We start from the raw sequence: 15,084 nt of genomic DNA, 5'->3' as shown, positions 1-15,084 counted from the left end.
GCTTTATGCTTTTAAAGCTGCGCTTCAAGCGTCCCAAACATATGCTTCGCCATATCTGAGTAGTTGTAGGCGGGATGGGGCAGTCCAATTTGTAAAGTTGCCCACATGGCATTCCAGAACTGAACGATAAAGATCATGTCATCGAGAGTGGATAGCAGGCCAGCCCCTTCCTCCGCGCCAAAATAATGCGAAAGCAGCTGTTCTTTCTGTGCCGATGTAAATGAACAGCCCATACAGGCAAGATCAAACAGAATATCGCCCATACCTGCATACTCCCAATCAAGCAGACGAACGGAACCATCATATAGAAAGTTATTGGCAAATGGATCGTTATGACATAACCCGCGGAAACGTGAGGCTACCTGTGTTCTACTATGCTGAATATTCAGCAGCTTATTCATAAGGCGATCAAGTGATGCTGGTAATGGCAACTGCCTCTTCCTCGCACTCTGAATGCGATCCTCAATATCCTGATATGGGGAAAATTCATAGGCAATAGGAGGCAGTTGATGAACTTTTTTAAGCAGAGCTACGGTCTCTTCCATATGTTCTACCAACTCTTGATTTTGGAATTCCCGCCCAGAGAGAAAATGGGTAATCATGTGTCCGGTTTCAGGATTGAAGTAAAGTAATTCGGGTGCAACCGCTAATCCGTCCAAAACTTGCAAAGCCGCCGATTCAGCATAACGATTAATGCCTAGCTCCGAGGATTGAGTGCCGCCGATTCGTACCGCAACCTTTTGCCCGTTGCAGGAAACGATATAGTTACGGTTGGTCAGACCGCTCTTCTGAAATTCAACCATTGTTTCTTGACGTTCCCAGCCTAACTCGTCCTTGATCAACGTATAGACCTGCTCTAAACTCGCGTCTTCAATCGGCCCACTCTCTGCATTTGACAACTCGACACCTCTTCCCCCAATAGGGCTCCAAACTAAAATGATAATGATAACGCTTTCAGTATAACGACCCCGAATAGGGCCGTCAATAAAGTTTTTTGCTATGTAAAATGAATGATGGAAGGGTGAAGTGACCGGAAAATAAAGCGATAGGCAAAGCTACTTCCAGGCTTGCCCGAAAACGCTAGAGCAAGCCTGAAAGAAGCTTGGTGCCTAAGCTTAAAACTGCCTAAGTCTGCTTAAGATTGCCTAAGACTGTTTGACAATGCTGTCCCACGATGCAAGCATTTGCTGGCGCTCGCGATCAGACGTAATTAATGTTTTTAGCTTCTGTATCGTTTGGGGAGCATTCCATTCCGTACGTTTGTTGAAGTATTTGCTCGATAAGCCATAGAAAAGATGAGGGAATAGCAGATCCGCATAAATGATGCTGCATTCCTCGGCGCTTAAAGGATGAACCTCACGATAAGCACGCAGCATAGATATGGCTTTAGATGAGCTCCATCCATGCTTCTTCATCACCTTGTTGAATATTTTGCGAATATCTCTTGCAGGCAAGTCAAAGGTCAAGGAATCCATATCAATAATGGCAAGCCCTTGCCGGGTCTTAATCAAGTTAGCTGCTGCAAAATCCTGATGGCATAGGTTTTTTTGCACGGCTACTTTATTGACCCAATTGCTGTAAGCGCTGCTTTGAATCAAGTGCAGTGCAGCTTTTCCTTGGTCAATAAATTTGTCCACATGCAGAAGAAAAAGCCTCTCAAATTCGCTGCTGCTACTGCTAACGCTGCCGCTCTTTCCGCTCCTACTGCTCTTACTGTTTTTAGTGCTACTCCTAGTGCTACGGCTATTGCTGTTGCTATTGCTGCTACTGCTGTTGCCGCTGCTGAGGGCCATTCCCTTGAACCGCTCTAATTGATCGAGATGCTTCGCGTAGCTCCGTCCCCAGCTGCCAAGATGCTCCCTTTCATTCGTTGTATAGGTGGATTGAAAACCTCGGGAAGCCAAATGGAATTTTCCAAGCTCCTTCATAATCAGATAGAGATCTGCCGTTACATAGGAGGGCGAATCGCCTTCCGCTGCATCTGACAAGACGTAGCAGCTGCCGCTGCTGTCCTCCGCGTAATCATTTCCACCCGTGGTAGCTACCATGCGAGGGATAGGCGCACCATTTTTCTGCAAATGTCTAATGGCTTGAAGGAGAAAGAGGAGCCGTTGCTTGGAGACGGGCGCCTTCTTCAAAATTTTAGTTCCCGCGCTTGTCGCAAGGCTCCAGGTCGCTTTCTTTCCTTTATCCGAGATGAGCTTAATGCTCTTCACTTGAAGCGGATATTGGGACATCAGTCCAGTTATCGTTTGCATAATCGTTACCTGCCCCTTTGCTGAGTTCGTTTGATGCTAGAGCGGCGTTTGATTTTTTTGCGAAGAGGCCTAGTGAACCGACTTTTGAGTTTGGTAACCGTAATATTTGATAATGGGGTAGGCTCGCTTCTATAAGCGTCCATGTAAATTTTATTTAAACGATCTGCTACATGCTTGAATGTGAAAAATCCTTCGACCATTTCTCTGCCTCTGAAGGCCATCGTTCTGGCTTCATCCCTATAAGTAAGCATATAGTTAATGGCATCGGCAAAGGAGTCTGCGCTGGTGTAGGTGCGAACAATATAGCCATTCCGCTTATGTTGAACGACTTCGGCATTGCCGCCACGATCGGTTGTAATGACGGGGATTCCGGCCGCCATCGCTTCATAATGCACGCGAGCGAGCGGTTCCTGCCATTGGGAGCTGCAGACAAATACGTCGCCCATTGAAAAATAATTTTGAATTTCGTCAGCTTGAACGAATTTGGTGAAGATGACTCTGCTGCGATAAGGCTCAGCGAGCTTCAATAACCATTGTCCATAGCCATCAACGGTGTTGTCGCTGAACCATTTGCCGCCGACAATAACAAGGACCGCATCCGGATGCTCATCAAGAACCCGGCTCATCGCCTGAATGAGCAGGTGTGGCCCTTTCTTCACGCTGAGCCGTCCAACAAATAAAATCACTTTATTATTCTGGACGCCGTATTTTTCACGCATTTGATTGCGTAATTGCAAGCCGCGGGAGGTCCAAATCGGATAGTACGAATTAGGGTCAATTCCCGAGAAGATCGGTTCTGTTTTATTCTCTGCAGCGGGAACGCGCCTGGTAATCGTTGATTTGATATATTTGCTTACCGTCGTTATTTTGTGAACATATTCTACGCAAAGCTCGGCATCGACGTCGGATATTTTGTTGCTCTCAAACATTTCGTTATGCAGACTGACGACAAAACGGCTAGTCGGGGAGGCTTCCTTATAAATAACGACGTTTTTAGGACGATTAAATACATGAACGACATCATAGGCATGCTCTCTCAATGAACGCGCAACATCTTCAACATAGCTTTCTCGGGGAAAGCGGATATATTTAATGTCACCACGCGTCTCCCTGTCTGGCAGTGCAGCATCGGTAATGGAGTAGATCGTTAATTGATGATTTTGTGATAAAAAGGGAGATACTCCGTCCATCATGATTTGGATGGCTCCCCCCCTCACAGCGGGAGAAGGGAGCTTTTCCGTACATATGAATGCCAGTCTCATAAGGAGACAGCCTCCTGTCATTTATAGAAATCGCTAAAATATTCGAGCTCCTTGGCTAAGCCAGCTTCTAAGCTGATCTTGGGTTCGTATTGCAATAGTCGTTTGGCTTTGGATATATCGGCCCAAGTGTGCATAGGCTCGCCGTGCATGCTGCCGCTAAGGGTTATTTCCCCTTTTTTTCCAGTCAAAGTCTCCAGAGCTTGAATAACCTGTAGGATAGCTGCGCGCTCCTTACCGCCAATGTTAATGGTTTCTCCTACGACATGGGGGGCGTCAGCTACAGCAGCGATGGCTTCTACGCAATCACTGATATACGTGAAATCCCGAGTTTGCGAGCCGTCGCCAAATAAAGTGATCGGATCATTCGCCAGCAGCTGTTTAATAAAACGATGAAACGCCATATCGGAGCGTTGACGAGGTCCGTATACAGTGAAAAAGCGTAAAATAACGATTGGAACACCATCATTTTTTTTATAGACCCGGCATAAATGCTCGCCTGTCAGCTTGCTGACACCGTAGGGGGCGAGAGGAGCCAGCGGCGTGTCCTCAGATACTTGACCCGTCGTCTCTCCATAAACGGATGAGGTAGATGCAAAAATAAATTTTTTAATCGACGATTGACGACATGCTTCAAGCAGCTGCTGAGTAGCAAGAATATTGGATTCGACGTAGCTGCGAAAATCAGCTCCCCAGCTGGAGCGAACGCCCGGTATGCCAGCCAAATGATAGATGATATCCACATCGATAAGCAGTGTTTTCCAGTCCAAATGAAGCATATTGGCGGTAATCATGTTGAATCGCGGGTGGTGAAGAAAGCTTTCCATGTTTTTAGTGCCAATCCAATGAAGCTCTTCACGAACGAATGCGTCAACGCCGATCACTTCATGCTCGCCGCTTGCCAGCAAATATTCGCATAGATGAGATCCGATAAAGCCGGCAGCGCCAGTTACGAGGATTTTCATGGGCGACCAACTCCGAAGTAAGCAAAGCCTTGCAATTCTAAATTCTTTTTGTCCAGAGCATTTCGTCCGTCTACAATAACGGGCCGCCTCATTAGCATTTTGACCTTAGGCCAATCGGCTTCCAGAAAGGAGTGCCAGGCTGTGGCGACTACCAGCACATCCGCTTGCTCCACGGCTACATAAGGACTGGAGCACCAAATAACGGAGGGAAGCTCAGGGTTTGCAAGCGGGTCGTAGGCATAAACCGCATATCCTCGGAGCGCCAGCTTCTTCATTAAAGCAATGGCTTGGGAATAGCGAATATCGTCTGTGTTTTCTTTAAAGGTTGCCCCCCATACGGCAATTCGCGGTTTTGCGGACCATTCGCCTAGCGCATGGGTTATTTTATTCAGGTAAATGTCTATTTGTGAACGATTGATTTTCTTGACAGCATGCAGCAGATCAAGCTTAACGCCTTTAGAGGCGGCCACATAATCAAGGGCATTAACATCTTTGGGAAAGCAGGAGCCGCCGTACCCGAGGCCAGCCTGCAGAAATCTGCCTCCGATTCGCTCATCAAGGCCAATACCCTGCGATACCTCCGTAATGTCGGCCTTATAAGCGTCGCAAATCCGGGCTATTTCATTAATAAAGGAAATTTTAGTGGCGAGGAACGCATTGGAAGCATATTTGATCAGCTCAGCCTCCAGTCGGTTTGTTAGCAAAAACGTGGTTTGCAAGGAAGCGTACATTTCCTGGACCTTCATCGCAGCTTCTCTTCTCTTGGCGCCAATCACGATACGATCAGGATGGACCGTATCCTCAATCGCTGTTCCTTCCCTAAGAAATTCAGGGTTAGAGACGATATCAAATAAGTCGGGGCTAATCCCGTGCTGCTGAAGCTCCTCTTCGACCCAATCAGCCGTGCCCGGGGGGACGGTGCTCTTCATAATAATCATTTTGTGCGAGCCAATCGCTTCCGCAATGGCGGTGATGACATGCTTTACATATTTCATGTCGGCGCTGCCGTCCTTCGCTGAAGGGGTCCCAACTGCAATCATAATGACAGGACAATGAGCCATATGCTTCTTGCTATCCGTATCAAAAAAGAGCGTTCCCTGCTGCTGTTTTTCCGTAATCAGTTCGGTCAGCCCTGGCTCGTAAATCGGAATAATCCCTTTCCGCAGCTTCGCAATTTTATCCACATCAACATCCGTACAAAATACGGTGTGCTCCATATCTGCCAGAACAGCCGCTGTTGTCAAACCAACGTAGCCTGCTCCTACAACACAAATTTCCATTTCTATCGCTCCTCTCGAATCTACTACTACTACTACTAAAATATTGATTGCTGTGAAGAATGGTCACGGCTGCTGCATCTATTAAATCAAGCGGGAGGCTATTGAAATGGGTTGCCGCATTTGCCTTATTTTCATAGAGGACAAGCTTCAAAATCGATTTTTGCTAATATGTTATTACTATATATTGGATGAAATTCCAATGAGAGTGGGTGATATCAGTGGTATTCAAAGCGATTATTCCTGCGGCGGGATACGGTACACGCAATTTGCCGATTACTAAGGCGATACCTAAAGAAATGTTCCCTATTAACAGCCGTCCTGTCATTGACTATATTGTTCAGGAAGCGACCAATGCCGGGATCAAGGAAATCTTGATTATTCTCTCGCGCAATAAGACAGAGATAATGGATTATTTTGATCGCTCCATTGAGTTGGAATGGTTTTTAAACACACACCACAAGAGCCATATGCTTAAAGGAATAGAGCCGCCGAAGGTCAGTTTCCAATATGTACGACAGCCGGAAGCTCTAGGGCTTGGCCAAGCTGTTCAGTTGGGACAAACGTTCGCCGGGGACGATCCGTTTGTTGTTTTACTGCCGGATCAGCTTTGCTTGAAACAGCCCCCTCCGCTGCGCAAAATGATTAAGCTGTACGAGCGCTTCAAGCATCCGGTTATCGGACTGCAGGCTGTGGAGAAGGAGCTTCTGCAAAACTACGGGGTTATTTCTGGAAAACAGATTCAAGCCGGGATATATCGGCTTGATTCCATCGTCGAGAAGCCCAAGACGAACCCGCCATCCCATCTTGCGGTCATGGGCAGATATATTTTGACATCTAAAATATTTGCTGCTCTTGATCAATTGAAGGCTGAAAGCGGGGGAGAGCTTCAGCTAACGGATGCACTGAACGATCTATGTCAGCAGGATGAAGCGTACGGCTATGTTTTTAAGGAAAAATGGTACGATACTAGTATTGAAAGGGAGTATATTAACGCACAGCGTCATGCTTACAGAATGAACAAGCAGTCTTAAAGGGGAGAGGGGAAGAACCTTCAAACGGGGATGAAGCTCGTTAAAGGTTCTCTTTGATCTCTTATTTTCTGTTTTTTGCGTAAACAAAAAGAGTCGCCTTCAGAAGAAGGCGACAGTCGGTACCTAGTACCTAGTACGTGAAGTGCTCAGCTGCTTACTCGTAATCGTCATCCGAGTTTCTATCGAATTGCTCGGCCCGATTGCAGTTATCATGCGAGCGGTGATGCTGGCCATGCGAACGATGGCCATGTGAACGATGGCCATGTGAACGATTGCCGCCAGTGCGATTGCCGCCAGTGCGGTTGCCGCCAGTGCGACTGCCACCAGTACGGCTGCCACCAGTGCGACTGCCGCCAGTACGGCTGCCACCAGTGCGGTTGCCGCCAGTGCGACTGCCACCAGTACGGCTACCACCAGTGCGGTTGCCACCAGTGCGGTTGCCGCCAGAGCAGGAGGATGAACTGAAGTTTGACATATGCAAACCCCCTTTCTCGTATATGCTACAATATATGTCCGCAATCTATTATTTGTAACGAGGCATTTGATTGTTTTCATAGTCTACATAAAATTTAATATACGTCGACGTCTAATTTAATTTGGTAGTGTATTTTTAAATAAAACTAGGGCGTGTCTGAGAACTCTGAGGACAGCAAATTTTGCCGAATTTTCGTTCAAATAGCCGGCGGCAACCTGTCTAAATTATGGCTGCATGAGCTATGCAAAAGTGTATTTGGTTTGACGCATACCGGGAGAAAGAGAACGTAAGACGCGTGTGCACAAGCAATGGACTTGTTTCTTAAGCATGGTATCATAGGATCAAACGGACGGCTGCACATGATGAAGGAGGATCAGCTATGTATAAGGTGCTCATTGTGGATGATGAAATATTTGTGCGAAAGGGCCTGATTAATTTAATGAATTGGGCCGCCATGCAATTCGAAATTTGCGGAGAAGCAGAGAACGGAAAGCAAGCTATTGAGCTAATTGAACGACTGAAGCCTAATCTGGTTATTGCTGATATCAGGATGCCTATGCTCGATGGCCTCGAGCTGATCAAGCATGTGAAGGAGGAGGGAGATCACCAGCCGTTATTTATCATTATAAGCGGGCATCATGATTTCACTTATGCGCAGCAAGCCTTGCGCTACAATGTGTCGGATTATATTTTGAAGCCAGTGGACAAGAAAGAACTGGGCGCCACTTTGAAAAAGGTGGAAAATACGCTGAATCAAATGCAGCTTTTGTCATATACAGGAGAAAAACCGCTCGATCAGACCATAATCGCAACCTTGCTGCAGACCGAGCCCAACGACCAGGTGATTCAGCAAATTTCCCATATATTGAAGCTGCCAGCCGCTTCTCCTTACACTTATGTCATTGCAGAAATACAGGATATGCAGCTGCCCAGATCATTCGATTATTTACCGGCCATGCAGACGGCGCTTCAGCGGTATATGCAGCCCGAAGGGACACTTCCGCTCGTTCATGTGCGCGAGAACAATCAGTATGGACTTATTGTCCCACAAGCATGGCTAATGCAATGGGGCGATAACGAGCATACGGCTTATGCCTGGCTGCTGGATATGCTGGAGAAAGAGCTGGGAACGACGATAAGCTTATTCATCGGAAGCAGGGAGGAGCATCTTAAGCGCATTGACCATTCTGGGAGCAGCGCAAACCAATGCTTGAATTACCGTTTTGCTGCAGGCTCGCACGGTATTATAATGGCCTCTGAGATGCTCCCGCTGTCCTTATATTATTTTGACGTAGATGAAGAATTGCATAGCAAATTGATTACCGAGATGGAAGAGAATGTGCGTGAGGGCTATGAGGCTGTCATCCATACTATTTTTGAACAATTTCAGCAATTGCGTTTTGCTCCAGACGCGGTCGCCAATACCATCAGACGGAGTATTATTGCGGTCATAAACACCATCAGACAATTTGAAGGGGACGAGAAGGAGCTGCTGCTGCTGAATGAGCTGCTGGATTGGCGAAACAAATACCGCAACCTGAATCAGCTTCGGCATATATGCTTGCGTTTTGTAGAAGAATCGGCTGGCTATATAGCCGCAAAGCGAAGTGAAAAAGGTAAGGGCAGCATTGAAAAAATAAAAAAATATATTGATGCTAATTTTACGGATAATATAAATTTGAAAGGAATCGCAGCAAAATTTTATATGAATCCTGTTTACCTCGGCCAGCTCTTTCGCAAAAGCTATGGCATGTATTTTAATGAGTATTTGCTTTCACTGCGCATTGAAGAAGCCAAGCGTCTACTGCGGCAAACGAACAACCGTATGTATAAAATCGCAGAGCTCGTTGGATTTCCGAATTCGGATTACTTTGCAACACAATTTGAAAAATTGGAAAAAATGACTCCGACAGATTATCGCAATAAGATCATAGGCAGAAAATAAGGAGGCTATGCGGGGTGTTCAAATTTAGTCTGCATCATTTAAAGCTGCGAAACAAGCTGATTTTCATCTATATCGTCTGCGTATTTATCCCCATTGTGCTGACGAATATTATGTTTTACAACGTCATGACCAATAAAATAAAAAATCAGAAAAAAGCAGACGCAGATCTGGCGATTACGCAGTTGAAAAAAGAACTTGGCGTTGCCATTGATGATGCGGCAGGCATTACCTATTTGTATTCCATTGATAAATCGCTGATCCATCATCTGAATACAGAATATAAAACCTACGATCAATATATCGAGTCGCTCGCATCCATTTCCAACATTTTCAACCGATCGGACAAGGAATATAAAATGCTGAGCTCGGCTGTCATCATGAGTGATAATCCGACTATTTTGGTCTCTGGCGATATCGTCAAGCTTGATGATGCGATCCGGGCCAGCGACTGGTATCAGCATGTGGAAGATTACAGTAATACGTATCCGTTTTTGCATGTAACGCCGGAAAACATCAGTGTCATTCAAAAAATATCAGATCAGCGTTATCAAGCCTACGAGCATATCATAAAGATTGATTTAAACATGGAGTACATTGCTCAATTAATAGCACTCTCCAGCTTTGAGGGCGATATATATATTTTGGATCCAAGCAATCAGGTTCGCTACAGCCATCTAGTTAACGGGCAGTTGGGCGACCAGCTAGCGGCAGGCGACAAATGGACTGTCAATGAGATTAAAAAGCCGGATGAGCCGATTGTCATCCAAAAGCAATATCATGATAGACGTTATATGGAAGGCTGGACGTTATATGGCGTAATGGATGAAAAGAAGATCTTGTATGAGGTGCGACAGTCAGGACAGTTTATTTTGTGGTTCGCAATCATCAATTTTCTTGTCCCTACCCTCATCATCATCATGGTATCCCGTTCCATCCATACACGAATAAAAGATATTTTAGTGCACATGAAGTCAGTGAGGAACAAAACGATTGGAAGAATCCCCTATAATCGGGAACGGGATGAGATTGGCGAGCTTGCCGTTGAATTTAATCGTATGAGCGAGCGAATAGAAAATTTGATTAATGATGTTTATGTAGCGGATATTCAAAAAAAGGAGCTGGAAATACGTCAAAGACAAGCACAGCTTCATGCGCTGCACAGCCAAATCAATCCTCATTTTTTGTTTAATGCACTGGAAACGGTCCGTATGCGAAGCCTGATGAAGGGAGAATCAGAAACGGCCAACACCATTCATAATATGGCTAAAATATTCCGTAAGTCGATTTCGTGGAAGCGCAGCTTCGTTACGATACGTGATGAACTGGAATTGATTGAAAGCTTTCTGGAAATCCAAAAGTATCGGTTTGACAATAAGCTTCAGTTCCAGATTGCTGTTGAACAATCCTTACTGGAATATGAAATACCGAAAATGACTTTGTTGCCCTTCGTAGAAAATGCCAGCATTCACGGCGTTGAAAGCAGTCCCGGAATAGGCTTTATTACCATTCAAATTGGACAAGAAAAGGGACGGATTTTATTTGTTATTGCCGATAATGGAGGCGGCATGAGCGAAGAAAAGCTGGAGGAGCTGCATCATTACTTTTCCGAGAACGTAACAATGGGCGATTCGGTAGGCATGAAAAATGTGTTAACACGCTTGAAGCTTTGTTATGGAAATTCGTTTGATTATACGATAGACAGCCATGCGGGGAAAGGCACACGTATTATGCTGCGCTTGCCAATGGGTAATGCAAATCATTAAATGAGCCAGTCAGATCCTTTACTTTACAAAGAACATTCTAAGGTTTGCGGTGTAACATTGCGCCCTCATTTCTTTTATAATGAAAGTGCTTACAATTATTGTTGCAAGAGAGGGGACAAAGTAATGATCAACAAGAAATGGCTAAAGACAAGTATGGCAATTATAATGGCTTCGGCACTGCTTATTGCAGGCTGCAGCAATGGTGGAGAAAAGAACGCTGGAAACAATGAGGCAGGTAAGACGGAGGGCTCCGAAGTAAGTACAGAGCCGGTGACCTTTTCTTACTTTGGCTTCGGCTCGAACAAGGATGTGCTTGCCAGCGACACGACCATTGGCAAGGTGCTCGAGCAACAAACAGGTGTTGACTGGAAGATGGAATTTGTCGTCGGCGATGCGAGCACAAAGTCTGGCGTTATGATTGCCGGGGGAGAATATCCCGACGTTATATCTCCAGTTGCGGAGCTTGAGAAGCTGATTGATGCAGGAGCGCTTATTCCATTAAATGATTTAATCGAGAAACATGCCCCGAACATTAAGCGGGTATATGGCGATTACATGGATAAAATCAAGAGCGAAGACGGAAATATTTATATTCTTCCATATACCGCCAATGTCAACGGATATTTGACTGAGCCGGACATTGGGCAAGGCGCTTTCTGGATTCAACGCCGTGTATTGAAGGAATTTGGCTACCCTGAAGTGAAGACACTCGATCAATATTTTGAACTGATTGAGAAATATCAAGCCAAATATCCTACGATGGACGGTAAAAGTACAATCGGATTCATTACTTCCGCAGGTGTGTCGGGTGATTTTTACTCCATTACGAACGTGCCTATGCATTTAGCCGGATATCCAAACGACGGCAATGTAATGGTTGATATGAACACCCATGAAGCTAAAGTGTATGCAGCTTCGGATTTCGAGAAGAAATGGTTGACTGCATTAAACGATATAAACAGCAAAGGCCTGCTTGATCCAGAGACCTTTACTGCTAACAAGGACCAGTATCTTGCAAAGCTTACTTCCGGTCGTGTGCTGGGGTACTTCAACTATGGATGGCAGACAGGAGATGCTACCAACAACCTTAAAGCTGCTGGCAATGACGATCTTCGTTATGTAGGGCTCCCAATCGTATTCGACGAAAGTATTAAAGATGCTTACATCGATCCTCCTGCATTTGTCAACAATCGCGGGATCGGGATTTCCGTTAGTGCAAAGGACCCTATCCGTATTATTAAATATTGGGATAACCTGCTGACCGAAGAGAATCAGAAGCTGGTTCAGTGGGGGCAAGAAGGTGAAACCTATTCCAAGAACGAAGAAGGCCGCTTCGTGATGGATAAGGAACAGCTTGCCAATCGTAATGATAATGAGTTTAAACGTTCTTACGGATGGGCGTATTTTGATTATGAATGGCCGCGTTATGGCAGCAACTCTGTATTTGAGGACGGCAATTCCTACACTGTAGGCAATCAGCCTGAAGTAGCGGCTGCGAATTATACAGAAGGCGATCTCAAATTGCTTGAATCCTATAAAGTGGAAACCTTCTCCAAGATGTTTGCGCAGCCGGTAGAACGACCATGGTATCCTGCTTGGAGTATTTTGAAGGAGCAAGGCTCTCCCGAACAGATTTATAATCAAAAATCCGAGGATTTGCAAAAGAAATACTATCCCAAGCTGGTGTTTGCATCCAAGTCAGCCTATGAATCCATCTGGAATGAGTATGTGAAAGAATTCGGCAAGCTGGACGTTGCTGGCTTTGAAGCATTTATTACAAACAAGGTGAAGGAACGTGTTGCAGGCAATTGGTAAGCTTGAATAGGTATCTAATAGGAGATGAGGCTAGGAAAAGGTGGGGTTAACTCCGCCTTTTCATTCCAAAATTTTGAATTATTAGAAAATTTATATATAAAGGAGGCATCTGGAGTGGGGAAACAGACTGAGCTAATTGTAGCAACGGCTACTGGCCGCTTGCACAAAACAAACTTATTAAAAAGACTATCCAAGCAGAAAATGCTCATGCTGATGTCTTTGCCATTTTTAGCTTGGGTCATCTTATTCAAGTACGTTCCGCTTTGGGGCTGGACGATCGCTTTTCAAAAGTTTAAGCCGGCTAAGGATCTTTTTGATCAAAAATGGGTTGGGCTTGATAACTTCACGTTTTTATTTAAAGAAGAGGCCTTTTATCTCGTATTGCGCAACACGATTGTCATGAGTTCCATTAATCTCGTATTAGGATTCATAACAGCTATTGTATTAGCGCTGCTGCTTAATGAGCTGCGCAACGTTTATTTCAAAAGAACGGTGCAAACGATTAGCTACTTACCTCACTTTATTTCATGGGTTGTTGCGGCAAACATTGTGCAAACCGCACTTTCTCCCGAAGGTATTGTCAACATCCTGCTGCTGAAGCTGCAGCTGATTGATCAGCCTATTCTCTGGTTAGGTAAAGGAGAATATTTCTGGGGCATTCTAGGGATATCTGAAATATGGAAAAATGTAGGCTGGAACACCATCATCTATCTTGCTGCCATTTTAACGATCGACCCTGCGCAATATGAGGCGGCAGAAATGGATGGAGCGTCACGTTTACAGCGTATTTGGCATATTACACTTCCAGGCATGAGACCGGTCATTGTCATTTTATTAATTATGAATCTTGGATTTATTCTTGAATCTGGATTTGAGCCGCAATACTTGCTCGGCAATAGTATGAACGTGGACTATTCAGAAAATCTTGATATATTTGTTTTGAAATATGGCATGCAGATGAATAACTATGGTTTGGCAACGGCAGCCGGTATGTTTAAGACGGTTGTCAGCTTTATCTTTCTGATCGCAGCGAACCATATTGCGAAACGGTTAGGTCAAAGCAGGCTCTACTAATCCATGTGCAAGGAGGCAAACACTATGAGTCAGGCCAAATCAACTCGTAAAGCATACTTTTCTTCCCCTGATAAAATATTCGATGTGTGCAATATCATTTTTATGCTATTGCTGATCGTTGTAACGCTGTACCCTTTCTTGAATATGTTTGCTCTTTCCTTTAATGATGCCAATGATTCCATTCGTGGGAGTATCTATATTTGGCCTCGTGATTGGACGCTGCGAAATTATGAATACATCTTCAATGAGTCCGCTATTTTCCATGCAACCTTTATTTCTATAGCGCGCACGATAGTAGGGACAGTAGTCTCTGTGTTTTGTACTGCGATGCTAGCCTATACAATCAGCCGCCCTGAATATGTTTTCAAAAAGTTTGTGACCATCATTTTTATTTTTACGATGTATTTCAGCGGAGGTTTAATTCCGAACTACTTGCTGACGAAAGAACTGGACTTGCTGAACACCTTTTGGGTCTATATTATTCCCGGAATTATCGGTGTCTTTAACATGATTGTCATTCGTTCCTTTATTGAAGGCTTGCCCGAAGGAATTATGGAGTCGGCAAGAATTGATGGCGCTGGGGACTTTACGACGTTTATGCGTATTGTTCTGCCTCTTACCGTACCGGCCCTTGCGACGGTTTCGCTATTTGTAGCGGTTTATCAATGGAACTCCTGGTTTGATGTTTTTCTGTATAACTCTTCCAGTCTTAATTTAAGTACACTGCAATATGAGCTGATGAAGGTACTCTCAACATCAAGCACGACTACCAGCACAGGCGGAACAGCAGCTGATGCCTTTGCCAATGCACAGGGCAATGTAACGATGGTAACCCCGACTTCCATTCGAGCAACGATGACGATTGTTGCCAGTCTGCCGATTATTATCGTTTACCCATTCTTGCAAAAGTATTTTGTGCAAGGGATGACTGTCGGCGGTGTGAAGGGATAACGGAAGATTTTTAACTGTAAGCCAAGTGAAATCAGGCATTCACGCCTGATTTCACTTGGCTGTTTTTTTTCTCCGGCAGAGAAGCTATCCTCTCTCATCTATGCCTATCAGAAGGTTCAGGAAGAGTGGCAAAAGCGGTTGTGCGACAGCTCATAAATAACGCTGACTTTACAAAAGCTTAATATATTCGCCGTTGATTATATAAGTGTTTAATTATATGATTATGCCACGAGGATTAGCTAATTAGATATATAGGGAGGTGCCGCAT

Annotated in this window: 12 protein-coding genes; 6 read left to right on the top strand and 6 right to left on the bottom strand. The window is 44.9% G+C overall.

The window, feature by feature from the left end; genetic code table 11:
* Window positions 1-11: 11 nt before the first annotated feature.
* The 5 genes from gntI to ACSR9A_RS18650 form a co-directional block, all read right to left on the bottom strand.
* Entirely contained in the window at window positions 12-899 is an 888-nt protein-coding gene (gene gntI, locus ACSR9A_RS18670; protein ID WP_473758794.1) for a guanitoxin biosynthesis pre-guanitoxin N-oxide kinase GntI, read from the bottom strand.
* 246 nt (window positions 900-1,145) lie between these two features.
* On the bottom strand, window positions 1,146-2,258 hold the full coding sequence (locus ACSR9A_RS18665; RefSeq protein WP_473758793.1) for a hypothetical protein: 1,113 nt from the start codon (window positions 2,256-2,258) through the stop codon (window positions 1,146-1,148).
* A gap of 5 nt (window positions 2,259-2,263) precedes the next feature.
* Window positions 2,264-3,451 (bottom strand): glycosyltransferase family 4 protein, encoded by a 1,188-nt coding sequence (locus ACSR9A_RS18660; protein WP_473758792.1) that lies wholly within the window; start codon window positions 3,449-3,451, stop codon window positions 2,264-2,266.
* 86 nt (window positions 3,452-3,537) lie between these two features.
* The gene (locus tag ACSR9A_RS18655; RefSeq protein WP_473758791.1) at window positions 3,538-4,482 is read right to left on the bottom strand and encodes an NAD-dependent epimerase/dehydratase family protein; all 945 of its coding nucleotides are present in this window, start codon (window positions 4,480-4,482) and stop codon (window positions 3,538-3,540) included.
* Window positions 4,479-5,762, bottom strand: coding sequence for a UDP-glucose dehydrogenase family protein (locus ACSR9A_RS18650; RefSeq protein WP_473758790.1), 1,284 nt, complete (start codon window positions 5,760-5,762; stop codon window positions 4,479-4,481). Before ACSR9A_RS18650 ends, ACSR9A_RS18655 begins: the two co-directional genes overlap by 4 nt.
* Window positions 5,763-5,980: 218 nt before the next feature.
* Here ACSR9A_RS18650 and ACSR9A_RS18645 point away from each other — a divergent pair, with 218 nt between their 5' ends.
* A complete protein-coding gene (locus ACSR9A_RS18645; protein WP_473758789.1) occupies window positions 5,981-6,793 on the top strand; it encodes a UTP--glucose-1-phosphate uridylyltransferase in 813 nt (270 codons plus the stop codon).
* A gap of 123 nt (window positions 6,794-6,916) precedes the next feature.
* On the opposite strand, the gene ACSR9A_RS18640 is transcribed toward ACSR9A_RS18645, so the two are convergent.
* Window positions 6,917-7,132 carry a hypothetical protein gene (locus ACSR9A_RS18640; RefSeq protein WP_473758788.1) on the bottom strand — a complete coding sequence of 72 codons (216 nt, stop codon included), beginning with the start codon at window positions 7,130-7,132 and terminating at the stop codon, window positions 6,917-6,919.
* A 515-nt stretch (window positions 7,133-7,647) separates the two neighbouring features.
* Here ACSR9A_RS18640 and ACSR9A_RS18635 point away from each other — a divergent pair.
* From ACSR9A_RS18635 to ACSR9A_RS18615, 5 genes are all read left to right on the top strand, one after another.
* Window positions 7,648-9,213: a response regulator gene (locus ACSR9A_RS18635; protein ID WP_473758787.1), complete on the top strand. Its 1,566-nt coding sequence runs from the start codon at window positions 7,648-7,650 to the stop codon at window positions 9,211-9,213.
* A gap of 14 nt (window positions 9,214-9,227) precedes the next feature.
* A complete protein-coding gene (locus ACSR9A_RS18630) occupies window positions 9,228-10,976 on the top strand; it encodes a sensor histidine kinase (RefSeq protein ID WP_473758786.1) in 1,749 nt (582 codons plus the stop codon).
* A gap of 123 nt (window positions 10,977-11,099) precedes the next feature.
* Complete coding sequence (locus tag ACSR9A_RS18625; RefSeq protein ID WP_473758785.1) at window positions 11,100-12,791, top strand: ABC transporter substrate-binding protein; 1,692 nt, start codon at window positions 11,100-11,102, stop codon at window positions 12,789-12,791.
* A gap of 201 nt (window positions 12,792-12,992) precedes the next feature.
* Window positions 12,993-13,865, top strand: coding sequence for an ABC transporter permease (locus ACSR9A_RS18620; protein WP_341283082.1), 873 nt, complete (start codon window positions 12,993-12,995; stop codon window positions 13,863-13,865).
* A gap of 24 nt (window positions 13,866-13,889) precedes the next feature.
* Window positions 13,890-14,816, top strand: a complete 927-nt coding sequence (locus ACSR9A_RS18615; protein WP_473758784.1) for a carbohydrate ABC transporter permease — start codon at window positions 13,890-13,892, stop codon at window positions 14,814-14,816.
* Window positions 14,817-15,084 lie beyond the last annotated feature (268 nt).

It is taken from the genome of Paenibacillus sp. R-74696, from assembly GCF_055814915.1.
The sequence above is the reverse complement of the archived record's forward strand: the minus strand, read 5'-3'. Positions and strand labels throughout refer to the sequence as shown.